This is a genomic window from Loigolactobacillus binensis, from assembly GCF_005405165.1.
Classification (GTDB): domain Bacteria; phylum Bacillota; class Bacilli; order Lactobacillales; family Lactobacillaceae; genus Loigolactobacillus; species Loigolactobacillus binensis.
Genome location: NZ_BJDN01000002.1, coordinates 106394 through 130342, shown reverse-complemented (window position 1 = coordinate 130342; position 23949 = coordinate 106394). Strand labels below are relative to the sequence as shown.

The following is a 23949-nucleotide window of genomic DNA, read 5'->3' as shown; positions in this document are numbered from 1 at the left end:
GCATACTTGTTAAGCGTAACCTAAGCTGAATGCAAAATCAATTACAAGCCACAAAATTGATAATTTGTGGGAACGTTAACAATTTTAACTGTTTTTTTACGCGTAATCTGCTAAAATAAGATTGAATCGACCTATTGGTTATTCATAACTAATGGTGACTGCTTTTGAAAGGAGGCTACAACATGGTACCTGTTATTATTTATTGGGCCGCAGTTCTAGTATTATTCGTCTGGTTGATCTGGAACGTCGGTTTCTCCCTCAAATATTTAGCCAATGGCGAGCGCGGTAATTTATGGGCGTTTGGCTTTCTAAATATTTTTGCACTCATTGCTGGTTTATTGGTTGTTTGGGCTTATGGCGATAACGGTTTCATCCAGTGGGCGTTGGGTTCCGCTTCAAGTAAAGTTCCCCAAACAAGCTGGTTGGGCATTTTAAACTGGGTCAACGTTGTGTTGATCATTTGTCAGTTTATTTTTGGCCGGGTCTCAGCACCAAAAACAGCTAAATAAGATGATTTAAAAGGAGGTGACAACAATTACTGTTGTCCCTCCTTTTTTTGTGACTGGTGCGGCCTTAACTTTTTAGCTAACGGCGCACCCTTTTTTATTCCGTTTTTTCCGGTTGGATCAGATCCTTGAACAAGCCGTAAACAAACGCATTAGCGTCAAACGGCTGTAGATCATTGATCTGTTCACCTAAACCAACTAATTTAACCGGCACGTCCAGTTCACTGCGGATCGCCAAAACGATCCCGCCTTTAGCAGTACCGTCTAATTTCGTCAAGACGATCCCGGTGACGTTGGTGGTCTCCTTAAATTGCTTCGCTTGGATCAACGCATTTTGGCCGGTCGTTGAATCCAGTACCAGCAAAACTTCGTGGGGTGCTTCCGGAATTTCCCGGGCGATCACCCGTTTGATTTTTTCCAACTCGTTCATCAAGTTGACTTTGTTCTGCAACCGGCCAGCGGTATCAACTAATAAAACGTCATCGTGATCACGCTTGACCTTTTGCACCGCATCGTAAACCACTGCTGCCGGATCGCTTTGGGCCTTACCAGCGATCACCGGCACCTCCGCCCGTTGGCCCCAGACTTGGAGCTGTTCGATGGCGCCAGCACGGAAAGTATCGGCAGCCGCCAAAACCACCTTTTTGCCTTCTTCTTTGTACTGATGAGCCAGTTTGCCGACGGTGGTGGTTTTACCGACACCGTTAACACCAACAAACAAGATCACCGTTGGTCCCTCTGCCGCAAAATTAATGGCGTTGTTTTCATCAGTGCCTTCCGCTTCGTAAATGTTAACTAGCTTTTCAACGATCGTCGCCGCCACTTCTTGCTGACTTTTAGCGTTCCGTAATTTAACTTCATCCCGCAATTCGTCGCTTAACTTGACCGCCATTTCATAGCCGACATCGGCCCCGATCAAAGTTTCCTCTAAGTCATCGAAAAAATCCTCATCCACCGTACGAAAATTGGCGAATAAAGCGTTTAAACGATCGCCAAAGGTTTTGCGGCTTTTTTCTAAACCTTTATCATATTTTTCTTCCGCCGCCGTTTCTTCCGGCTTGGCACCACCGGTAAACGCCTGCTTAATTTTATCAAATAATCCCATCTGATCCCTCCTCATCTAAAGCGTAGCACAAATAACAAGCTGTTTTTTGTACCCTGCTGCCATTAAAGTTACTGGTACCCCTGCAGTTAACGACCTTTTTTTACGTCTATACCAACCTTTAGACCGTTAGTTGAAAATAGGCCTGTAAGAAGCGGGCGACCCCATCGTCATCATTGCTGGCGGTGGTGACCTGATCAGCAGCGGCTTTGATCGCTGCCACCCCGTTGACCATCGCCACACCAGTACCCGCTGCCTGCAACATTGACAGATCGTTTAATTGATCACCAAAAGCCATTAAATGCTGCCGCTGCCAGCCAAAGCGCTGCAACAAGACGTCCAGCGCGGTGGCCTTGGTGACCGTTTGCGGACTAAATTCCAGTAAATTAGTCCGCGACGAAGCCACATTAAAAGCCGCCTGCAACGTGACTGGCAATTGCTGCTGCCCAGCCACAAGTAACTGATGATCCGCGGCGACCACGGCCTTACTATATTTTAAATTAGCATCTAAACTAGCAAAAGTTTGGGGCACAAATTTTAATTTAGGATTCATTTGTTGATATAACGAAGATGGTAACTCGGTCAACGGATAAACTTGTTCAAAATCCAAAATATCCAGTGGCCACGCCACCGTTTGCGCAAAATCAACTAACGGTGCTAGCGCGGCCTTATTCAGACTTTGCTGGGCCAAAATTTGCTTAGTGGCCACTTGCTGGACTAACGCACCATTAAAGGTGACCACGTAATTGTTAGCGCCCGTCAACGCCAGTTGCGTCAAATAAGGCCAAATGGCGTTGATCGGCCGACCAGTACATAAAATAAGCTGCACTTGTTGCGCCGCCAACTGCCGTAAAGTGGCCACCGTTCGCGGCGTTAATTCTTTAGCGTCATTTAATAAAGTGCCATCTAAATCAAACGCGATCATGTGAATACTCATTGGCTACCTGCCTCCTAATTATGCTGTGGCCGGGTCAGTCGCTAAGGCCACAGAAACCATATGGGAAACGCCGGATTCTTGCATCGCGACGCCGAATAAAACATCCATCGCCATCATCGTGCCTTTACGGTGCGTAATGACCACAAATTGGGTCTGCTGATCGTAGCGCTGTAAGAAACGACCAAAACGGTCAACATTGGCCTCATCCAACGCGGCTTCCACTTCATCTAAAATACATAACGGCACTGGCCGCACGTGAATAATGGCAAATAATAACGTGATCGCCGTCAACGCCCGCTCACCGCCAGATAACAAGCTTAATTGCTGCAACTTTTTACCCGGTGGCTGCGCAGTGATCTCAATGCCAGTGGTCAATAAATTCGCTGGGTCCGTCAAGCTTAATTCTGCCTGCCCGCCGCCAAACATCTGCGGAAAAATCGCCGCAAAAGCTTGGGCTGTCGCCGTAAAAGTTGCCTTAAACCGTTGACTGACTTCTTGATCCATTTCGGCCATTGTTGCCGCTAATTGCTCCCGCGCACCTAATAGATCATGGCGCTGCGCCTGTAAAAATTCGTAACGTTGGCTGACCCGCTCGTATTCGGCGATGGCCCCCAAGTTAACTTCACCTAAGTCAGCTAAACCAAGTTTCAATAATTTTCGTTGTTGCTGTAACGCAGCCAGATCGCTGGTCAAGGCAGTTGCCTTAGCGGCTTCAAAGCTTAAGTTATACTCACTTTCCAATTGCGTCAAGGCCTGATTCAAACTGGTGTTTAAATTAGCCAAACTATTTTCTAAACGCTGTTGGGTCGCTAATTGCTGTTGATAACCGGTTTGCGCATGGGCCAGCTGGGCTTCTTGCTGTTGCAAGGTCGCCGCCAATTGATCACGCTTAGTTTTGACGGCCGCGCTTTGTTGCGCCAACTTAGTTAACTGCTGCGCTGCTCGTTGCAGATCAGCGGCATTGCTGGCGTGATCCTTGGTCTGGGTACTTAACCGCTGCTGCAGTTGCGCAACTTGTTGTTGATCCCGCACAATAGCCGCCTGCAAAACGCTTTGCTGCTCAATATGTGCCTGGTTCGTCCGCTGCCGCTGCTTTTGTTGTTCCTGAACCACTGCCAGCTCAGTTTGGGCCTGCTGGCGTTGACTGGCAGTTGTCGCCTGGTTTTCCTGCCAGCTGGCTAAGGCCGTCTGCTGCGCCTTAAGCTGCGTTTGGAGCGTGGCCAAGGCTGCATCCACAGCCGTAGCTTGATCGTGGTTAGCCTTAACCTTTTGCTGATAGTCGGTGGCGGCCGCATTCTGTTGCTGATTGGTCAAATCAAAGGTTTGCTGTTGCCGCGTCAACTGGGTTTGTTGCCGGGTCAGATCCTTCAAAGTTGCCTGGCTTTCCAACTGTTGTTGCGCCAATTGGGCCGCCGTTGTTTTGGCCGTTGTCAATTGGGTGTCCGTGGTGGTGATCTGCTGTTTTAGGGTCTGCAAAGCCGTTTCCTTAGCGGCCAATTGCTGCTTCATTTGCGCAAGCTGGGTCACTAATTCACGTTGTTTTTGTTCTTGGGCTAGTAACCCATTCTGGCGTGTTTTGCCACCGCCCGTCATGGCCCCACCAGGATTCAAAATATCGCCATCAAGTGTGACGATCCGCACCCGGTGTTGCAATAACGCCGCCAATTTGATCGCCGCATTTAAATCACTGGCAACCACGATCCGCCCTAGTAAATGCCGCATCACGTTTGCGTGTTCCGGCGCAAATTCAACAAGCTCAGCGGCCACGCCAATAAAGCCGGGCTGCTGCGCTAATTGTTGCTGTTGTAAGCTGCTTAAATGCTGGGGCTGCATCACTGCCAAAGGTAGAAACGTCGCGCGGCCCAGCCGTTGCTGCTTCAAATAAGTAATGCTGCGTTTACCAGCCGCTTCATCGGTGACAACCACTGCCTGTAACTGATTGCCTAAAATAGCCTCCAGCGCTTGATTATATTTAGCCGGAACGGTCAACAGTTCCGCCACCGCCCCAATAACGCCGCTTAGCTGGGCCTTATGCTTTAAAACCCCGCGTACCCCAGCGTAGAAGCCACTATAATCATCCTTCATTTCGGCCAAACTAGCCTGCTGCGCTTGGGCCTTTTGCATGATGGCTAAGGCCTGATACCACTGTTGTTGCTGCTGCTCGTAGTGCTGTTGCTTGGCGGCCAATTGATCCGCCAATTGCTGTTGCTGGCGCTGCTGCTGGGTCACCTTGTGCTGCAATTGTGTGGCTTGGGCCTTAGCCGCCGTCAATTGCTGGGCCAAAGCCTGCTGTTGCGCAGCTAAGGCAGTTTGTTGGTCCTGTTGCTTTTGATCGCGCACTTGACTTTGTTGCTGCTCCCGTGCTAAATAAACAGCTTCATTGTGTAAAGTTGTCTGCTGCTGCAGCTGATCAATATAGTCCTGCCGCAAGCTTTCCACCTTTTGTTTCAAAGTCGCTTCATCGACTTGTTGGGCCTGCGTATAATTCTTCACTAATTGCTGCTTCTGCTGTAAAACTTGCTCAGCCTGAGCCAGCGCGGTTTTTTCAGTAGTCAAAGTCTGCTGTAAGGCAGTCAGTTGCTGCTGTTGCTTTTTTAAAGCCGCCGTCAGGTCAGTCAGCTTATCTTGGGCAACCTGCCGCCGTTCACCGGCTAATTCCGCCTGCCCCGCTAATTCCGCCTGTTGTTTTGTGATCCGCAATTGATCTTGTTGTAAGGTATCCAAACGTTGGGTGATTTTTTGCTGCGCCGCTTTTTGTGCCGTCACCTTAGTCTGAAACGCGGTTTGATTGTGCTGGGCTAAACGTACATTTTCTTGGGCCGCTTTTAGTTCTTGCTGTTGCTGTGTTTTACTGGCCGCTTGCTTTTCGATCTGCCGCACCAAAAGTGTTTTCGTGACTTGATCTAATTGCTTTTTTTGCTGTAAATAATCTTTGGCCAAGCTGCTTTGTTCTTTTAAAGGCTCCACTTGTTGGGCCAGTTCGGCAATAATGTCGGCGACGCGGTGCAAATTATCGGCGGTGGTCGTCAATTGACTATCCGCTTCTTTTTTGCGCTGCTTGTATTTAACAACGCCGGCCGCTTCTTCAATAATTCCGCGGCGATCTTCCGGCTTACTGTTGAAAATAGCCGCAATTTTCCCTTGTGAAATAATGGAAAAGGATTCTCGCCCAAGGCCAGAATCCATAAATAAATTAACGATATCCTTTAGACGACAACTTTTTTGATTTAAATAAAAGGCCGAAGTCCCATCACGATATAAGGTCCGGGTCACACTCACTTGATCATACTCTGTCTTCAACTGATGATCGGAATTATCGAAAGTTAAGGTCACTTCCGCCCGATTCAGCGGTTTACGTTCGCTGGAACCGGCAAAAATAATATCCGGCATTTTACCGCCGCGCAGGCTTTTAGCCGACTGCTCGCCTAGTGCCCAGCGGATCGCCTCCGTGATATTACTTTTCCCACTGCCATTTGGTCCGACGATCCCGGTAAGCCCGTGATCAAATTGAATCACCGTTTTATCCGCAAAGGATTTAAAGCCATTGATTTCTAATGTTTTAAGTTGCACACTGCTAGGCTCCTTTTCGTGATCAAGCTTGTAATTTGCGCAAAGCCACTTCGGCTGCCACTTGTTCCGCAGCCTTTTTGGTGTGACCTGTGCCTTGGCCTAAAACTTGGTCACGGGCAACGACTTCCACCGTAAACTGCGCGTCATTGGCAGGCCCCGCTTCGGCGACCAAGCGATAATTGATCTCCACTTCACCATCTTTTTGCAAAAACTCTTGCAAGTTGGTTTTGTGATCTAACACATAAGAAAAAGCGCCTTGTTCAACCTTAGGAAAAACAACTTGGGCCACAAACCGCCCAACGGCAGCCTTTCCTTGATCTAAATACAGTGAACCAACAAAGCTTTCAAAAATATCACATAAAAGTGAATTACGATCACGGGCACCATTTTTCTCTTCACCTTTGCCCAATTTGATGTAACGGTCAAAGTGACATTCCCGCGCAAAAGCACTAAAACTATCCTCACAGACGATTGCTGCCCGTAACCGGGTCAATTTACCTTCAGGATAATTGGGGTACTTTTTGTACAAATATTCCGAAACCGTTAATTCCATCACGGCGTCACCGAGAAATTCGATGCGCTGGTAATCTTGTAACTTTAAATTGGGATGTTCATTTACGTACGAGGACTGGGTGAACGCTTCGGTCAATAGATCAACATTCCGGTACTCAATGCCAAAACGATCACGTAACTCGTTTAAAAATTCTTGCTCCACAACGGGGCTCCTTTCGCTTACATCACTTGACTAACAGGGCTTCTAATAATGACTTTTTTAGCCTAAGCAGCGCTAAATTCAGTCCGCAATAAGCCGACAACATTTATTCCACCAGCGTATTATACAGGTTTTCCCTTAAAAAGACTAGCGTATGGCCTAAAAGCTATTAGCGCCCACTCCGTCGTAGTTGGCTAACCGCTTTTTCCACCACGGCTAAGCTAAAAAACGGACCGTAACTATTCCACGAAATAGCCACGGCCCTCAGTTTATTATTGATGATTTTTGATATAAGTCACGGCATCGCCTACGGTTGCTAATTTTTCCGCATCTTCATCGGAAATTTCAGCATTGAAGGTATCTTCTAGCTCCAAAATAAATTCAACAATATCGATCGAATCAGCATTTAAATCTTTTTTGAAGTCCAATGTTTGACTGACCTTATCAGCCGAAATTTCAAACCGTTCTTCGATCAATTGTGCGATTTTATCATAGATCTCTTGCTCAGACATCTAATCCCCCCTTGCTTGGCTACTGCTGGTAACCAATAATTTTGCGCTGGACAAATCAAATTCGTCGCTGCTTTATTGTACTGACAACGCTTCAAATGTCGGTCACCGGCAAGAAAAATTAGCCCTAAACGATGGCAGTGAAAAAGCGAACGCTTCCCTGCCCAACATGACCAAGTTAGGTTTAAAAAGCAACTAAAAGCCGCTTGTCTAACCTAAGGATCACATTCGTCAGCACTAAATTTTTTTACTAGTAGTCGATTTCAAGGTTCAAATAGTAGTGTAATGGTTTTCGCCACCATTGTCTAGCCCAATTTAATCGTTTTGTTCTGGCCGCTTGGCTAATTGGTTGCGACTGAAATAATCGACCACGTCCGGCACCACATTTTTGGCCACCATAGCGTGGATCTGGCTGATCGTGTAATACACCGCATCCGCACTGGCAGTTCCATGGGTTTTGACCACTGGCGCCTTCAAACCGAGTAAAACCGCCCCACCATAACGGGAATATTCAAAGTTATCCCGTAAAGTGCCGAGGCTACCCTTTAACAACGCACCGCCGAGTTTAGCCTTAACGCCACCGTTCATGATCGATTGTTTCAGCAAATGTAAGATCGACATTGCGGTCCCTTCAATCGACTTCAACGCCGCATTACCAGTAAAGCCATCGGTGACGATCACGTCCGCACACCCATTCAATAATTCACGAGCCTCAATATTGCCAATAAAATTCAAATCTTTTTGCGCCGCGATCAGCTTGTAGGCCGCCTTATGCGTCAGATCCCCTTTATCAGGCTCCGTGCCGTTGTTCAACAAGGCGATCCGGGGACGGTCGATCCCGCGCATATTTTTAGCGTAGTAATTACCCAATACCGCAAATTGATACAAATTTTCCGGCTTGCTATCGGCGTTGGCCCCAATATCTAAGATATTAAATTGGCCACCGGTTCGAAAATCAGGCATGGTTGGCATCAATCCTGGGCGGTCGATTCCCTTGATCCGACCGATGATAAATAAGCCGGCTGCCAATAAAGCCCCGGTGCTGCCTGCGGAAAAGATTGCGTCCGCTTCGCCAGCTTTGACGGCCTGAGCCGCCACTACCATCGACGCATCTTTTTTGCGCCGTACGGCCCGCACCGGCTCCTCGTCGGCCAAAATTTCTTCACTGGTCGCGATCACGGTCAACCGTTGCTGGTTCTTAATCTCGGCTTGGACTTTGGCTTCATCGCCATAAAGTAAAAATTCAATATCTGGAAATTCGTCGCGGGCACGTTCCACCCCGGCAACGATCGTTGATGGGCCATTATCGCCGCCCATTGCGTCTACTGCAATCTTCATAACTGGCTCCCTTCCCTGCGCTAATCTAAGTTTTGGTAATTCTGTTCCTGTTGCGCTAAATAAGTCGCCAGGGCCTGATTTTCTGGCCGCTGCCAAGCGTCACTAGCCACTAACTGAGTGGCTTCAAGCTGGGCCGCCTCTAAAGCACGGGCGTCAGCCACAGGGTCCGCCACCTTAAATTCCGGCATTCCCGACTGCTTTTCACCTAATACGTCACCAGGACCCCGTAATTCAAGATCCTTTTGCGAAACTTGAAAACCATCATTGGTGGCCACCATAGTTTCCATCCGTTCGATGCCGTTTTGATTCTTCGGATCCGCCACTAAAATACAAAATGACGCCGCGTGCCCGCGCCCAATACGCCCGCGCAACTGATGTAGTTGCGACAAGCCAAACCGATCTGCATCAAAGATCAACATTGCGGACGCATTCGGCACATCGACCCCAACTTCGATCACAGTCGTCGCCACCAAAACCTGAAATTGATTGGCTTTAAACGCCTGCATCACTTGGTCTTTTTCTTCATTTTTCAACTGGCCATGTAATAACCCGACTTGATAAGTCGGCGCAAAGGCGGCTTGCATTTTGGTGAAAACAGCCTGGGCATTTTTTAAATCCATACTTTCAGATTCTTCGATCAAAGGCGTCACCACATAAGCTTGCCGCCCTTGAGCGAGTTCCTTTTGGATAAAGCTCAGCGCGTTAGCCACTTGATTGCCCCGGATCCAACTGGTTTTAATGGGGATCCGGCCAGCAGGAAGTTCATCAATGGTGGAAACATCCATTTCACCAAAGGCTGTGATCGCCAAGGTTCGCGGAATCGGGGTGGCCGTCATCGCCAAAATATCTGGCCGGTATCCTTTTTCACGTAAAATGCGCCGCTGATTCACACCAAAGCGGTGCTGTTCATCGGTGATGGCCAACCCTAAATTAGCAAAGTCCACGCCAGTTTGAATCAAAGCGTGGGTCCCAATGATCAGATCAATTTTACCTGCGGCCAGATCGCTGAGGATCGCCTGGCGTGCTTTTCCTTTGATCGACCCCGTTAACAACGCCACCTGAACGTCAAAAGCAGCAAACAAGCGCTGTAAGTTTTTGTAGTGCTGCTCCGCTAAAATTTCCGTTGGCGCCATCAACGCTGCTTGGTACCCAGCCGTTACCGCCGCGTACATCACCAGCGCGGCCACAATGGTTTTACCACTCCCAACGTCACCTTGTAGCAGCCGGTTCATATGCCGCGGACTTTTCAGATCGCGACAGATTTCGTTGACCACCCGTTTTTGTGCTTTAGTCAGTTCAAACGGTAGGGTCTGAATAAAGGCCCGTAGCTTCTGATTGTCATAATGAACGGCCACCCCTTGTTCCGGCGCCTGTTCCCGCTTTTTTAGCAGTTGGATCGCCATTTGGAATAAGAAAAACTCTTCAAAAATAGCCGTGCGCCGCGCCGCATCCGCCTCGGCCTGACTTTTAGGAAAATGCATCCCGTGGATCACTTGCTGTTCAGTGACTAAGCGGTATTTAGCGATCAACGCCGCCGGTAAAATATTCTCGATCACGTCGGCATAACTTTCATAAGCGGCCCGGATCAACTTGACCAAGGTGGTTTGCCGAATACTTTTTGAAACACTGTAGATCGAGGCAAATTCGGGACTGGCATCATTTTTGATGGCCAAGACTTTCATGCCGGTCATACTTTTGCGCCGGGCATCCCATTTACCGTAAACCGCTACTTCAGCGCCGGTGGCGAACTTGTCCTTTAACCAGGGCTGATTGAAGAAGGTGACGATCACCGCGGCCCGTTCGATCAATAAGCGAACGTTTAAGCGATTTTTGCCGCGACCAAAACGACTAACCACTGGTGGCGCAACGACGATCCCCTTTAAAGTCACTTTTTCCTGATCGTTGACCTCAGCCAAAGCTTTTACTTTCAGATCTTCGTAACGAAACGGGAAATAATGCAATAAATCACTGATCGTGACGATTTTCAGGTCCCGTAAGGCCTGAACCTTTTTCGGACCGACACCGGGTAAAACAGCCACCGGATCCGTCAAACTTTTAGTCGTCATCACTGCACCACCTTCATCAACTAAACTAACCACTACGGCAAACGAGCTGAGGTTAGTCCCTCAGCTCGCACACGATCTACCTACTCAACTGAAACTAAATATGGATAAACGGGTTGACCACCATCGTGCACTTCAATTTCCAATTGGTCGTCTGGATCAGCACCGGCGGCAATGGCCTCCGCTTCTTTGCGGGTACCGCCTTCACCAACTAAAATCGTGACGATCTCGCTATCTTCATCGAGCATTGCCTTGATCATATCAATAGTGGCTTGCTTCCGTTTTGCCGCCGTTACTTTGATCTTGCCATCAATGATTCCCATGTAATCATTTTTCTTGATCGGCAACCCATCAATGGTGGTATCGCGAATGGCCTGAGTCACTTGCCCACTGATCACATCGGCCAAACCAGCCGTCATTTGTTCCTGGTTTTCTGCCAAAGAATTATCCGGATTAAAGGAAAGTAATGAGGTCATCCCTTGGGAGATCGTCTTACTAGGTACGATCGCCACCGGAATTGCGGCCACCTTAGCCGCTTCTTGGGCCGCCAAAATAATATTACCGTTGTTAGGCAAGATCAAGGCTTGCTTAGCGTTAGCCGAATTGATCGCATCCAAAATATCCTGGGTGCTAGGGTTCATCGTTTGCCCGCCGCTTAGAATCGTTGTGGCGCCTAAACTCTTCAACAATGTGCCGACACCTTTACCAGAAGCAATCGCAATAATACCAAAATCAATTGGCTCCTGATCCGCCGCTTCATTGGCTTGGTCTTGTTCTAAAATCGTTTCGTGCTGCAAACGCATATTGTCGATTTTGATCTTGAGCATCGAACCATATTGATGGCCGTAAGCCAGCACCGTACCGGGATGTTCGGTGTGGACGTGGACTTTGACCACTTCATCATCGTTGACCACCAATAAAGAATTGCCGAGGCCATCTAAATGATTGCGGAAAGCTTCATAATCAAACGTTGCGGTTGCGCCATCTTGGCCTAAGCCCACCATCATTTCGGTACAATAGCCGAATTCAATGTCCTCAGTGGCGATTTGACTTTGCACACTCTGATGATGCATGGCGTTAACCATTTCGTCCATTTCGCCTTCATCTGGTTGATAAGTATCCTCATCAGAAACTTCGCCGGAAAGACCTTCCAAGAATCCTTCATAAATGAAAACTAAGCCTTGACCACCAGAATCAACGACGCCGACTTCTTTTAAAACCGGCAATAGATCTGGGGTTTTTGCCAACGCCGCTTTCGCTGCGGCCACAACCGCCTGTAAAATCACAACGGCATCGGTGGTGGTTTTACTTGCTTTATTGGCTGCCCGCGCCGCCTCGCGTGCAACGGTTAAGATCGTACCTTCAACCGGTTTCATAACCGCTTTGTAGGCCGTTTCCACGCCACTCATCAAAGCTTGCGTCAGATCCAGCGCACTTAGCGTCTCCTTACCGGCAACACTGCTGGCAAACCCCCGGAACAATTGTGAGGTGATCACCCCAGAGTTACCCCGCGCACCCATCAATAAACCCTTAGCCAGTGATTGCGCCAACTCACCAATACTGGTGGCGTTGGATTCGTTAACGGCTTTAGCGCCACTACCGAATGAAAGGCCCATATTAGTACCGGTATCGCCATCGGGAACCGGAAAAACATTCAATGAATTAACAAATTCGGCGTTTTTAGTCAGCCGATGCGCGCCAATGCGCACCATATCTTGAAATTGTGCTGCCGTTATTTCTGTTACTTCCAAAATTATCCTCCTCTGCCGCTTTGTCTGCTTTAAACGCAAAACAAAACCAGCGGGACACATTCGTATCCGCATTATACGACTTTATCTTCATTAGAGTTGACCTAAAACTTACTCAGGTCGTTTAAAAAGTCTTAGTCTGCTAAGACCCGCACGCCTTGAACTAATACGTTCACTGAATTAGCAGTGACGCCAAGCATGGTTTCCAAATTATACTTCACTTTGGCTTGCACGTTGCGGCAAACTTCCGAAATTTTGGTGCCGTAGCCAACAATGATATAAACATCAATGGCCACCCCATTTTCTTCTTGGCGCACAACAACGCCACGCGCATAATTTTCTTTGCGTAAGATATCATTTAAGTTATCACGAATTTGATTTTTGCTTGCCATTCCAATGATGCCATAAACATCAGTTGCGGCGCCGCCGACTACTGTTGCGATCACGCCATTGGCAATATCAATTGTACCGTATTGGGTTTTAATGTGCACAGCCATTAAAAGAACCTCCTCATTTTCACTTTGTGTACCGCTGAGGCACACAATAAAAAACTTCTACACGCCATTCTATCATAGCCGGAAACCATTGAAAAGTTATCCTGTACTTGCAAGCGCTAATTTGGTTCACAAATTTGCGGATTGCTTGCGCTAAGGAGCCGCTGCTTTTACACTTAAAGTAAACGGAGGTGCCGCTATGACCACGATCACCGTAATCGTTGGCAGCAAAAAATATAACTCAACTGCAGCTTACACCGCAACTGAACAGATCACTTATTATCCGTTTAGCACTGCCGCCTTCATTCCCACACCTTTGGCCCCTGATGCTAAGCCTTACCGCCGTTTAATGGCCTATTTATTAGGTAGACCACAGATCGAAGCCAAGTTACGCCATTTAGAACGTAATTTTACACCAAATCAATTATTACGCCATTTTAAAAAGCACCAGGTCTACTTTGCTTTAGCCGGTGTTGGCGACGAATTACAGACCTTCATTGCCCAGCAGGCACCACACCAGGTCAATTTACTTTTATTAGGTAAAAAGGCTTGGCGCTGTGCGGCCATATTGACACAGATGCCACATGTGACCACCCTTTTATTTCCCGATCCCGGCAAAAAAGATAGCTTTTGGCGCTCACTTGATTACCAAAATAAGAGCAAATTGGCCACCACAACAAATATGCAAAAACTAATTCAACCGAAAATTCGTTTGTAGGATTTAGTACTCACCATCCTGGAATTACTGGTTGAGCGGCGGTGGCTTTTTACCCTGTCAAGCAAATTTACTTGAAAGAAAAGTATTGCAATCACAGGCCTATTATGATAAATTAAATCAGGTAAGTGTTAACGAGCAGCATGTAAAAATGCTTAAGGGAGGACTAGACATGGCTAAAGATTTCATTACCGGCAAAGGGACAACCTTCGGTAACAAGCGGTCACACGCGTTAAACCATAGCCGTCGTAGCTGGAAAGCTAACTTGCAAAAAGTGCGCATCCTAGTTGATGGCAAGCCAAAACGTGTATGGGTTTCTGCACGGACATTAAAATCCGGTAAGGTTACTCGCGTTTAATTACATTAGACGATAAAAAAAGCGGTGAACACATAATTACTTATGTGTTCACCGCTTTTTGCTTTTTGCAAACTTAAGTATTTTCAATCATGGCTTTGGATCACCGCGACCACACCAGTGCGAAAACTGAAGGTAGCGCTTTTTTGGGTAAATTGATTACTGGCAAACATGATCGCTTGCGCATAATCTTGATTGGTCAGCTTATATTTAGTGTCGTATAAAGTTAACCCCTTAACCGCCGTCAGCGGTGCAAAAGCCACATAGTGTTGCCCGGCTTCTTGCGTGATCGTGTGCGTGCCCGGCAAAAATAAGCGCAAACTATTCTGCCGATCAAGTAGCCGAACCCGCTGACAATAAGGCAAAAAGCGTGGCTGTAACAGCATAAATAAATTATCCAATAAGTGGTCCAAACGGCCACCGGTGGCCCCGTAGATCGTCACCCGCGTGGCCTGTAACTCGTTAAACGCCAGCACCAGCGCTAACTCAGTATCAGTTTCATCCTTATCAGCGACTGCATAGCGCATGTCGCTGACTCGGTGCTGTAGCTGGCGCAATTCCGCCGGCGCCAGCGAATCAAAATCGCCAATTGCGATCTGCGGCGTGATCCCCAACTTCAATAAACGCAAGGCCCCGCGATCCGCCGCGATCCACGGTATCTTTTTTTGTTGCGCCAAATTGGCGGGCCACATATCCGGTGGCCCACCAACCAGCAAATTAAATTCAGTCATGGGTCGCAACAACGTTCCGTAGTTTTTGGACCTGCTGCGCGGGAGCAGCAGCGCCATAAACATAAGAACCGGTGACAAACACATCCGCACCCGCAGCAGCACAAGTCTTGATCGTTTGCTCATTGATGCCGCCGTCAACTTCGATATCAAAATGATAATCGTTAGTCTGCCGTAATTGATCCAAACGTTTGACCTTACTCAACATCGCCGGAATAAATTTCTGGCCCCCAAAACCGGGATTAACGGTCAACACCAGTACTTGGTCCACCAATGGCAACACATTTTTGATCATTTCCAATGGAGTACCAGGATTGACCACCACGCCGGCCTTGACACCCGCATCTTTGACCATTTGCAGCGCCCGATAAATATGTGGGGTACTTTCAACGTGTAAAGTCAAAATATCCGCGCCGGCCTTAGCGAATTCCGCAATATAACGTTCTGGGGCCTCGATCATCAAATGACAATCCAACGCTAACTTAGTGATCGGCCGTAACGCGGCCACCATCCCCGGCCCAAAAGTAATATTAGGCACAAATTGACCGTCCATAACGTCAACGTGCAAATAGTCGGCGCCACCAGTTTCGACTGCCTGAACATCGCGGGCTAAATTAGCGTAGTCCGCATTTAAAATTGAAGGTGCAATTTTCATCATTTTTTCCCTCTCTTCCCGATATACTTCGGTTTTTCTGCCTTCTTTTCACTACGAAATTGCAGATAATTCGCGTACCGGCTGGCTAAAATCTGGCCAGCTGCCACCTGCTGCTTAACCGCACAACCGGGTTCCTGATCATGCTGACAAGCCCGGAACCGGCAGTCGTCCGCAGCAGCCACGAATTCCGGAAATAGTTGTGGTAATTCGGTTAACTCAAATTCGTCTAGATTCAACGAAGAAAAACCTGGTGTATCCGCCACTAAACCACCAAATAACGGCAATAATTCAACATGGCGTGTGGTGTGTTTGCCCCGGCTTAAGCTTTCCGAAACGGCCGCGGTTTTAAGCTGTAATTCCGGATCAATATGATTCAATAAGGTGGATTTACCAGCCCCAGATTGGCCCATAAAGACAGTCAATTGATCCTTAAAATTAGCGGTCAGCTGCTGGATCGAACTAGGCGCAAACGGATCGGCTGCAAAAAAGGTCGGATAGCCTAATTGCTGATAATAGGCCACGATCGGTGCCATTTTAGCCCGCCCAGCAGCATCCAATAAATCGCCTTTGGTGAAATAAAGCAACGGCCGAATTTGCTTTTGCACTAACATCATTAAAAACCGATCCAACAAGTTGCTAGAAAAGTCGGGCTTAACGCAAGAAGTGACCACCACAGCCTGATCCACATTAACGACCTGCGGGCGAATCAACGCATTCTTACGCGGTAATAATTTTAAAACGTAGCCTTCCGTTTGATTAGTGCTTTCAAATTCAACGTAATCACCTACCAAAGGCGTCAATTGCCGCTTACGAAAGTTGCCGCGGCCACGGGTCTGAAACGTTTGTTGCTGTGAATAAACGTAATAAAACCCGCTTAGGGCCTTACGAATCTGTCCTTGTGCCAAACTTGCGCCTACTTTCTATTTTAATGGCTTTAAAAATCAACCGCAAATAATACTCACTTTGCTTTAAACTGACTTAGTCAGCGCCTAAAATTATTTTAGCGCTGGCCAACTGATTGAGCAGACCTATAATTAGTTAGTGTCTTGACCACCACGGGAAAGAACCACCGTCACTTTTGCGTCATGAGGAACTGCAGTACCAGCTTTTGGCGTCTGTGACATCACTGTGCCGGTTTGCACCGCCGTGGAATAATCATACTTCAATTTCAGATCAAAGCCCATGCTACTGGCATATTCTTGCACACTGGCTTGCGACCAATTCGTCATATCCAGCAAACTAAAGCCATTGGCCCCAACACTGACCGTTAACGTAATTTTTTTACCTTTAGCCACCACTTGTTGGCCTGCGCTAATACTTTGGTCCACAACGCGGTCGGCCGCGTAATTACGCGAGATCACCGTCGTCTGCTTAACCTTAAAGCCCGCTTTTTTTAATTTTGCCGCTACAGTCGCATAATTTTGATCGGTATAATCTTTGAGAGCATACTGCGGTTGTCCGGTGCTGATCTGCAGTTTGACCACAGTTTGCCGCTTGTGTTGACTGCCTTTAGCAGGAGTGGTTTTGATCACCCGCCCGGCCTTGACCTGATCATCACTGTGCTTAGTGGCTGTTCCTACCTTAAATTGTTTACTGATCAACGCCGCCTCGGCCTTTTGCTGGGTCATACCGGCCACATTAGGCACTGCTACTGGCTGTAATTGATCATAGGCGATGAACCCACCCACTGCAGCTAGGATCACCACCACTAAAATCACCAGCAATGGCCATAACCGTGGGCGCCGCTTCTTTTGTGTTTGTAAGCTTGTGGCCGCAGTGGTCGCCGCAGCCTTCGCCGTCGTTTTAGCTGCATCAGCAGTTGCAGTCACCGGAGCAGTCGCATTAAATTGTTCGGCCGACAGCGACGGTAGGATCTTAGTTTCTTCATTACTGATCTGCGAAATAAACTTGGGTTCCCCAACCCGTAATGGTGACAGCGTGGTTTTTAGATCCGCGGTCATCGCCCCAACTGAGGCATACCGTTCGGCGGGCTCCTTAGCCGTGGCTCGCAAAATCACATTTTCCAACGCCTGGGGAATATTCGGATCTAATTTGCGCACTGAAGGGATCTCATTTTGAAAATGCTTTAAGGCAATACTAACTGCTGTTTCGCCCTCAAATGGTACCTTACCAGTTAACATTTCGTACAAAATGATCCCTAAGGAATAAATATCCGATTGCTTAGTGGCAATGCTACCCCGGGCCTGTTCCGGTGACAAATAATGCACGGAGCCCAACATTGAGTTGGTCTGCGTGATCGAGTTTTCCGACAAAGCCACCGCGATCCCAAAATCAGTGATCTTCAAATGACCAGACGGTGCCACCAAAATATTCTGCGGCTTGAGGTCACGGTGAATGATACCATGAGAGTGGGCCTGTTGCACCGCCGCTAAAATTTCGGTCATCATGCGCACCACTTCGGCGTAGGAAATCGGGTAATGATCAGCAATGTAGCGTTTAAGATCGGTACCAGAAACATATTCCATCACGATATACTGCAACCCATTATCTTCGCCAACATCATAAACGGCCACAATATTTGGATGGACCAATTCGGTGGCAGCTAATTCTTCCCGCTGAAAGCGGCGGATCGTATCCGGATCATTTTGCAGATCCAAACGTAAAACCTTGATCGCCACTTCCCGGTTTAAAATTAAATCCTGTGCCAAATAAACGTTGGCCATGCCACCTTCACCGACTGGCCGGATCACCCGGTAGCGACCGCCTAACTTATATCCTGCTTCCATCATTGTGCGGCCACCCCACGATCCTCGTATAATAGTAATGCCGTAATATTGTCTAACCCGCCGCCAGTATTAGCCGCATCGATCAAGGCCTGACATTTTAATTCCAGTGACCGCGGACTCGCTAAAATCGTCGCAATTTGCTCATCGGTCACCATGTTGGTCAGGCCATCGGAGCAAAGCAAAATATAATCCCCATGCTGCGAGCGACGCACAACAACGTCCGCGTCGGCCTGCTCCGAAACACCAAGCGTCCGGGTAATAATATTTTTCTGGGGATGATGTTTGGCCGCTTCGGCGCTTAATTGGCCGTGCTTGACCAGCTCATTGACTAAAGAATGATCTTCGGTCAATTGCTTCAGTTGTGCTTCCCGGTATAAATACGCACGACTGTCCCCAATATTGGCGATAATAAATTCATTTTCATAATAGATCGCCGCCACAAAGGTTGTGCCCATCCCCGATAGATCCGGATACTGTTGTGATTTATTGAGAATGTGCTCATTTTCCTTTTGTAGTTCCGCCACCAACCACGAAATGATCGGCTCCACCTTATCAAACTCTGTCTGCTCAAAATCATAGCCAATATGTAAAACGGCCATGGCCGAGGCAACATCACCACCTAAGTGACCACCCATCCCATCGGCCACAATCGCAAATTGAACCCCAGCTACATTTTGATAGACGCTTACATAATCTTCGTTGTTCGCCCGACGTTGGCCAACATCCGTTCGGTAAGCGAATTTCATCCCTTTTACCTCGTTTTCCGTTTTAGATTACAAATGAAGAAACCGTCCGTTCCGTAATCATCCGGGTAAAGCCGTAAATATGGCGCGGTGGCCACTTTGAGCGGCTTATCTGTGTGAACCGGAACTGGCGTAAATTCGGCATGCTGGGCGAGAAATTGCTTGATCACGTCCGCATTTTCTTCATTAACAATTGTACACGTACTATAGGTCAAAATGCCACCAGGTTTTACTTTAATTGCCACACTATTTAAAATTGCCAATTGAATTTTTTGCAAATTTAGTAGATCTTCAGGTTGCCGGGCGTATTTGATCTCCGGTTTGCGCCGCATCAGGCCTAGACCGGAACAAGGGGCATCCACTAAAACCCGATCAAACGATTTATTGGCCACCACATCCCGTAATTTACGGGCATCAAAGGCACGCGCCGTGACCACGTCGGCCACGTGCAAGCGTTTGGCGTTATCTTTGATCAATTTTACCTTATGGGGATGAAGATCAAAGGCTTCTACATGCCCACCAGCCTCTGCGGACAAATAGCTCGCAATATGCGTGGTTTTACCACCAGGCGCCGCACAAGCATCCAAAACTTGGTGTTGCGGTTCGATCTGCATACTAGCCGCCACCAACATCGAACTTTCATCTTGCACCGTGTATTGACCATACGCAAATGCGGTGGTCCCAGCCAAAAAGCCGCCCCGCCGAACTAAGCCAACGTCGGAAAGCTCACTAGGCGTTGTTTCTAAGCCTAACTCCGCTAGCTCCGCTTGAACTTCAGGCACCGTGGCAATCGCAGTATTCACCCGGATCGATGCGGCAGCCGGCTGATTGATCGTCTGTAAAATAGCCTCCGTTTTGGCCAAACCTAATTGTGCAGTTAATTTTGCGACCAACCATTGGGGAACACTGGCACTAATACTTAAACGCGTCAAGGGCTCACTGATCGTCGCTAATTGCGGTACCCCTTGACGTTCAATTTGCCGTAAAATAGCCGTCATCAACCCGGCGACACCCTGGTTCCCCATTTTTTTAGCAATTTCTGTGGCTTCATAGAAAATCGCCCGGTTCGGAATTTTATCCAAATAAACCATTTGATAAACGGCGACGCGCAAATTTTGCCGCGCCCACCGTTCCAGGCGTTGTGGTTTTTTGATAAACGGTTTTAAGTAAAAGTCCAACGTTAACTGGCGCTGGATCACCCCATAAACTAAGTTAGTCAATAGGCTAGCATCAGCTGGCTGTAATTGTTCTTTCGCAATCGTCTGGTCCAAGGTAATATTGGCGTAGCTACCGGAATCAGCAACCCGATCCAATAATTTAACCGCTAAATAACGCGGTGAATGCTTAATATTAGTCTTCAATGAGTCCTTGCCCTTCCTTTAGGCCGTGACCTTGGCCGTTTAAATAAGCGGTAATGTTCATTTTCGCCTTACCGGCCGGCTGTAGTTCGTTAATGTAGAGCACCTTCTGGTCAGCCGTGGCGATTCCTAATTGATGCTTACCTAAAACCGCGATGGCCCCTGCCGCTAAAGTGGTCACTTCAGCAGTTGGTTGTACCTGCCATAATTTAGTGCGTTGGCCGTTGATCTTCACAAACGCGCCAGGTTGTGGCCGCAAAGCACGCACCTTGAAATCAATGGCCGCCGCAGTCATGGCCAACGTAATTTGTTCTTCACCAGGTTTGATCGTCGGCGAAAAAGTCACTTGACTTTCATCCTGCGGTTGCGGTGTGATACGTCCCGCTAGTAGATCTGGTAACGTGGCCAATAGTAACTTTTCACCGACTTGACTTAACTTAGCAAACAAGGTGCCATTGTCATCATCACTGGTGATCGGAATTGCTTGTTGGCGTAAAATATCGCCAGCATCCATTTTCATCACCATTTTCATAATAGTCACGCCAGTTTCAGCCTCACCATTGAGCAAGGCGTACTGAATCGGCGCGCCGCCACGATATTTTGGTAACAACGATGCGTGAACGTTAAGCGCCGCGATCTTAGCCGCCGCCAGTACTTTTTTAGGTAAGAATTGGCCGAAAGCCGCCGTTATGATTAAATCAGGCGCTAAGGCCACGATTTGCTCTGCCTCAGGACTACCGCTTAATTTTTCCGGTTGTAACACAGGAATATTATGCGCCACCGCCACTTTTTTAACCGGAGATGGTGTTAAGACGTGCTTGCGCCCCACTGGCCGATCAGGCTGAGTTACCGCCGCTAAAACTTGATAATCATTGGCAATTAAACTTTCTAAAATTGGCGCCGAAAAAGCCGGCGTCCCCATAAATACAATTGAAGTCACGTACTTCTCCTCTTTCTACTGGTTATATAAAACTCAATGGCTCGCGATCAATGGAAATCTGAATTCCGTGGCGTGCCTGATTTTCTTGCATAATTTGAGTCAATACTTTTTCTAATTCCGGTTCGTGCTTATACTTGATCACCATTTGGTAATAATACCGCTTGTTGACCCGGGCAATGGCGCGTGGCGTCGGCCCTAACAAAACGGCCTGGGGCGATAACGCCGGTTTAACTTGATTCATTAACTGAAAAATCTTTTTAGCCGCTTCGTTTTCTTCTTCGTGGCTGGCGGTCACTAAAATCGTGTAATAATACGGCGGGTAGCCCCCTTGATGGCGCAACGTCATTTCCCGCTGATAAAAGCCTTCATAGTCATGGTGACGCGCCAACCGAATCGCATAATGTTCTGGGTTGTACGTTTGAACAATAACTTCACCAGCCTTGGCAGCACGGCCGGCACGACCACTGACCTGCGTCAACAGTTGAAAAGTACGTTCACTGGCCCGAAAATCAGGTAGCCCTAGCGCCGTATCCGCATTTAAAACCCCCACTAAAGTGACATCCGGAAAATCTAAGCCTTTGGCGATCATTTGCGTCCCTAATAAAATATCGGCTTGGTGCTGGCCAAATTGGCGCAAGATCTTAGCGTGAGCCCCTTTACGGCGGGTAGTATCCACATCCATCCGCAAAATACGAGCCGCCGGCAATAATGTGTGCAATTCACTTTCCACTTTTTGGGTACCAGTACCATAATAACGAATCTTACGGCTTTGACAATTAGTGCAGACCTTGGGAATGGCCTCTTCATGCCCACAATAATGACATTTCATCGAGTGCGTATCCATGTGCAAGGTTAGCGAAATATCACAATTCGGACATTTAAGCACGAAACCACAGTCACGGCACATCACAAATGAAGAAAAGCCGCGCCGATTTAACATCAACACACTTTGTTCGTGCTGTTGCACCCGCTTGCGTAACGCCTGCATTAACAGATCAGAAAAATTATCCTCTTTGGTTTTTTTTAATTCATTTTTCATATCGACAACTGTCACCGGCGGCAAAGGTTGATGATTGGCCCGCTCTTTCAAGCGTAACAATTTGTAAACCCCTTTTTGCGCCCGTGCCCGTGATTCCAGCGACGGTGTTGCACTGCCTAGTACCACTGGGCAATGATGATATTTTGCCCGCCATAAGGCCACGTCGCGGGCGTGGTAACGTGGCATTTCGTCTTGTTTATAACTACTTTCGTGCTCTTCATCCATGATGATCAAACCTAAATTAGTCAAGGGGGCAAAAACGGCAGAACGTGCGCCGACCACTACTTGCGCCTCACCGCGTTCAATCCGCCGCCATTCATCATAGCGTTCACCATTCGATAAGCCGCTGTGCAAAACCGCCACCCGTTCACCAAAACGGCCCCGCACTCGAGCCACCATTTGCGGCGTTAAACCAATTTCCGGTACTAACATCAAAGCGGTACGATCCATTTTAAGCGCGGCTTGGATCGCCTGTAAATAAATTTCAGTTTTACCGCTGCCAGTCACCCCTTCAACAAGAAAAACTTGTTCTTTTTGCTGGCGGCTGGCGGCCGTGATCTGTGCCACAGCCTGAGCCTGTTCTGCGGTTAACGTTAACGGCTGCGTGCGCGGAGCACTGGCTAATTCAGCGTAAGGATCGCGGTAAGTTTCTAGATCGACTAATTGCAACCAGCCTTTTGCCACCCCGGTGTGCATGTTGGCCAAAGTCAACTGTGTGGCCTTAGTGATCTGTGCAACTGGTAGCGGCGCAGTGGTAGCGGCGTGCGCCTGTAAATAAGTCAATAACGCTTGTTGCCGCTTGGCGTTAGCCGGCACCTGTGTCGCCGCTTGACGATACGCCGCCGCAGACAACAGCGGTTGAATTGCTTTTAGCGTTTTAACCTTAGCGCGATCATGAACTTCATAAACCACTTCAACTAACTGCTGTTGCTGTAATTTTAAAAGCTGCTTAACTGTTTCTGGTGACAAATCAGCAAAATCCAACTCGGTTTTATCCTGGAAAATAGCTTGCGTCGCCGGCGTGACGGCACCTGTTAGCCGAACTTTTTTACTGTAACTAGCCTTTAAAACACTAGGTAACATAGTCTGCAAACAGCTGATCTGAAAGGCAAAGGTCCACTGCGCCAGCCACTGTGCCAACGCCAACAATTCAGGATTCAACACCGGTCGCAGGTCTAACACCTGCGCAATGGTTTTGACCTCACCAGCATAATTGGGTTGGGTCGTAGTCAAACCGACAACGAACCCTTGCACCTGGCGTGCACCATTTCCAAATGGCACGACGACTCGCATTCCAGCCTGTAATTGCGCCTGCCAAATCGTTGGAATCGCATAGTCATAGGGCCGATTTGTTTGTAAAGTTGGCACATCAACGATCACTTGAGCAAATTGCGCCATGACTAACCACCTTTCTACTTCACAATATAGGTTGCTTATTAGTCAAAAGCACTAATAAGCCCAGATGTTACGGACGATAACCATTCTTGTGGCCAAAACCGTGCCGCAAGAAACATGGTTCTACTTCACAATATAGGTTGCTTATTAGTCAAAAGCACTAATAAGCCCAGATGTTACGGACGATAACCATTCTTGTGGCCAAAACCGTGCCGCAAGAAACATGGTTCTACTTCACAATATAGGTTGCTTATTAGTCAAAAACACTAATAAGCTCGGATGTTACGGACGATAA

At 47.8% G+C, this 23949-nt stretch carries 20 protein-coding genes; 3 read left to right on the top strand and 17 right to left on the bottom strand.

Annotation, left to right across the window (positions count from 1 at the left end):
* Positions 1–182: 182 nt before the first annotated feature.
* Positions 183–509, top strand: a complete 327-nt coding sequence (locus FFM78_RS01640) for a hypothetical protein (RefSeq protein ID WP_137636696.1) — start codon at positions 183–185, stop codon at positions 507–509.
* Between the two features lie 94 nt (positions 510–603).
* On the opposite strand, the gene ftsY is transcribed toward FFM78_RS01640, so the two are convergent.
* The 9 genes from ftsY to FFM78_RS01595 form a co-directional block, all read right to left on the bottom strand.
* Positions 604–1611, bottom strand: a complete 1008-nt coding sequence (gene ftsY, locus FFM78_RS01635) for a signal recognition particle-docking protein FtsY (protein ID WP_137636695.1) — start codon at positions 1609–1611, stop codon at positions 604–606.
* Positions 1612–1729: 118 nt separating this feature from the next.
* Positions 1730–2545: a Cof-type HAD-IIB family hydrolase gene (locus FFM78_RS01630; protein ID WP_137636694.1), complete on the bottom strand. Its 816-nt coding sequence runs from the start codon at positions 2543–2545 to the stop codon at positions 1730–1732.
* Between the two features lie 18 nt (positions 2546–2563).
* Positions 2564–6115, bottom strand: a complete 3552-nt coding sequence (gene smc, locus FFM78_RS01625) for a chromosome segregation protein SMC (RefSeq protein WP_137636693.1) — start codon at positions 6113–6115, stop codon at positions 2564–2566.
* A 22-nt stretch (positions 6116–6137) separates the two neighbouring features.
* Entirely contained in the window at positions 6138–6830 is a 693-nt protein-coding gene (gene rnc, locus FFM78_RS01620; protein WP_137636692.1) for a ribonuclease III, read from the bottom strand.
* Between the two features lie 269 nt (positions 6831–7099).
* Complete coding sequence (gene acpP / locus FFM78_RS01615; protein WP_137636691.1) at positions 7100–7339, bottom strand: acyl carrier protein; 240 nt, start codon at positions 7337–7339, stop codon at positions 7100–7102.
* A gap of 312 nt (positions 7340–7651) precedes the next feature.
* Complete coding sequence (gene plsX / locus FFM78_RS01610) at positions 7652–8674, bottom strand: phosphate acyltransferase PlsX (RefSeq protein ID WP_137636690.1); 1023 nt, start codon at positions 8672–8674, stop codon at positions 7652–7654.
* A gap of 20 nt (positions 8675–8694) precedes the next feature.
* Entirely contained in the window at positions 8695–10740 is a 2046-nt protein-coding gene (gene recG / locus FFM78_RS01605; protein WP_137636689.1) for an ATP-dependent DNA helicase RecG, read from the bottom strand.
* Positions 10741–10820: 80 nt separating this feature from the next.
* Positions 10821–12488 carry a DAK2 domain-containing protein gene (fakA, locus tag FFM78_RS01600; protein ID WP_137636688.1) on the bottom strand — a complete coding sequence of 556 codons (1668 nt, stop codon included), beginning with the start codon at positions 12486–12488 and terminating at the stop codon, positions 10821–10823.
* 131 nt (positions 12489–12619) lie between these two features.
* Positions 12620–12982, bottom strand: coding sequence for an Asp23/Gls24 family envelope stress response protein (locus tag FFM78_RS01595; RefSeq protein WP_137636687.1), 363 nt, complete (start codon positions 12980–12982; stop codon positions 12620–12622).
* A 196-nt stretch (positions 12983–13178) separates the two neighbouring features.
* On the opposite strand from FFM78_RS01595, the gene FFM78_RS01590 reads away from it, so the two are divergent.
* Together FFM78_RS01590 and rpmB are read left to right on the top strand one after the other, a co-directional pair.
* Positions 13179–13697: a hypothetical protein gene (locus FFM78_RS01590; RefSeq protein WP_137636686.1), complete on the top strand. Its 519-nt coding sequence runs from the start codon at positions 13179–13181 to the stop codon at positions 13695–13697.
* Between the two features lie 169 nt (positions 13698–13866).
* Positions 13867–14052 carry a 50S ribosomal protein L28 gene (gene rpmB, locus FFM78_RS01585; RefSeq protein ID WP_010011081.1) on the top strand — a complete coding sequence of 62 codons (186 nt, stop codon included), beginning with the start codon at positions 13867–13869 and terminating at the stop codon, positions 14050–14052.
* Between the two features lie 83 nt (positions 14053–14135).
* On the opposite strand, the gene FFM78_RS01580 is transcribed toward rpmB, so the two are convergent.
* The 8 genes from FFM78_RS01580 to priA form a co-directional block, all read right to left on the bottom strand.
* The gene (locus FFM78_RS01580) at positions 14136–14780 is read right to left on the bottom strand and encodes a thiamine diphosphokinase (RefSeq protein ID WP_137636685.1); all 645 of its coding nucleotides are present in this window, start codon (positions 14778–14780) and stop codon (positions 14136–14138) included.
* The gene (rpe, locus tag FFM78_RS01575) at positions 14773–15432 is read right to left on the bottom strand and encodes a ribulose-phosphate 3-epimerase (RefSeq protein ID WP_171001813.1); all 660 of its coding nucleotides are present in this window, start codon (positions 15430–15432) and stop codon (positions 14773–14775) included. Before rpe ends, FFM78_RS01580 begins: the two co-directional genes overlap by 8 nt.
* Positions 15432–16337, bottom strand: coding sequence for a ribosome small subunit-dependent GTPase A (gene rsgA / locus FFM78_RS01570; protein WP_137636683.1), 906 nt, complete (start codon positions 16335–16337; stop codon positions 15432–15434). Before rsgA ends, rpe begins: the two co-directional genes overlap by 1 nt.
* Positions 16338–16466: 129 nt before the next feature.
* Positions 16467–18182 (bottom strand): Stk1 family PASTA domain-containing Ser/Thr kinase, encoded by a 1716-nt coding sequence (gene pknB, locus FFM78_RS01565; protein WP_137636682.1) that lies wholly within the window; start codon positions 18180–18182, stop codon positions 16467–16469.
* Positions 18179–18925, bottom strand: a complete 747-nt coding sequence (locus FFM78_RS01560; RefSeq protein WP_137636681.1) for a Stp1/IreP family PP2C-type Ser/Thr phosphatase — start codon at positions 18923–18925, stop codon at positions 18179–18181. The genes pknB and FFM78_RS01560 overlap by 4 nt, the downstream gene beginning before the upstream one ends.
* Before the next feature lie 5 nt (positions 18926–18930).
* On the bottom strand, positions 18931–20283 hold the full coding sequence (rsmB, locus tag FFM78_RS01555; RefSeq protein ID WP_137636680.1) for a 16S rRNA (cytosine(967)-C(5))-methyltransferase RsmB: 1353 nt from the start codon (positions 20281–20283) through the stop codon (positions 18931–18933).
* A complete protein-coding gene (fmt, locus tag FFM78_RS01550) occupies positions 20273–21220 on the bottom strand; it encodes a methionyl-tRNA formyltransferase (RefSeq protein WP_137636679.1) in 948 nt (315 codons plus the stop codon). The genes rsmB and fmt overlap by 11 nt, the downstream gene beginning before the upstream one ends.
* A 22-nt stretch (positions 21221–21242) precedes the next feature.
* Positions 21243–23657, bottom strand: a complete 2415-nt coding sequence (gene priA / locus FFM78_RS01545; protein ID WP_137636678.1) for a primosomal protein N' — start codon at positions 23655–23657, stop codon at positions 21243–21245.
* Between the last annotated feature and the right edge of the window lie 292 nt (positions 23658–23949).

Bases quoted from the DNA above. Each gene is read 5' to 3' on its own strand.
- rpmB (WP_010011081.1), top strand. From the start codon at position 13,867: ATGGCTAAAGATTTCATTACCGGCAAAGGGACAACCTTCGGTAACAAG.
- FFM78_RS01640 (WP_137636696.1), top strand. From the start codon at position 183: ATGGTACCTGTTATTATTTATTGGGCCGCAGTTCTAGTATTATTCGTC.
- recG (WP_137636689.1), bottom strand. From the start codon at position 10,740: ATGACGACTAAAAGTTTGACGGATCCGGTGGCTGTTTTACCCGGTGTC.
- FFM78_RS01630 (WP_137636694.1), bottom strand. From the start codon at position 2,545: ATGAGTATTCACATGATCGCGTTTGATTTAGATGGCACTTTATTAAAT.
- ftsY (WP_137636695.1), bottom strand. From the start codon at position 1,611: ATGGGATTATTTGATAAAATTAAGCAGGCGTTTACCGGTGGTGCCAAG.
- FFM78_RS01560 (WP_137636681.1), bottom strand. From the start codon at position 18,925: ATGAAATTCGCTTACCGAACGGATGTTGGCCAACGTCGGGCGAACAAC.
- rpe (WP_171001813.1), bottom strand. From the start codon at position 15,432: ATGAAAATTGCACCTTCAATTTTAAATGCGGACTACGCTAATTTAGCC.
- priA (WP_137636678.1), bottom strand. From the start codon at position 23,657: ATGGCGCAATTTGCTCAAGTGATCGTTGATGTGCCAACTTTACAAACA.
- pknB (WP_137636682.1), bottom strand. From the start codon at position 18,182: ATGATGGAAGCAGGATATAAGTTAGGCGGTCGCTACCGGGTGATCCGG.
- FFM78_RS01595 (WP_137636687.1), bottom strand. From the start codon at position 12,982: ATGGCTGTGCACATTAAAACCCAATACGGTACAATTGATATTGCCAAT.
- plsX (WP_137636690.1), bottom strand. From the start codon at position 8,674: ATGAAGATTGCAGTAGACGCAATGGGCGGCGATAATGGCCCATCAACG.
- acpP (WP_137636691.1), bottom strand. From the start codon at position 7,339: ATGTCTGAGCAAGAGATCTATGATAAAATCGCACAATTGATCGAAGAA.
- FFM78_RS01580 (WP_137636685.1), bottom strand. From the start codon at position 14,780: ATGACTGAATTTAATTTGCTGGTTGGTGGGCCACCGGATATGTGGCCC.
- FFM78_RS01590 (WP_137636686.1), top strand. From the start codon at position 13,179: ATGACCACGATCACCGTAATCGTTGGCAGCAAAAAATATAACTCAACT.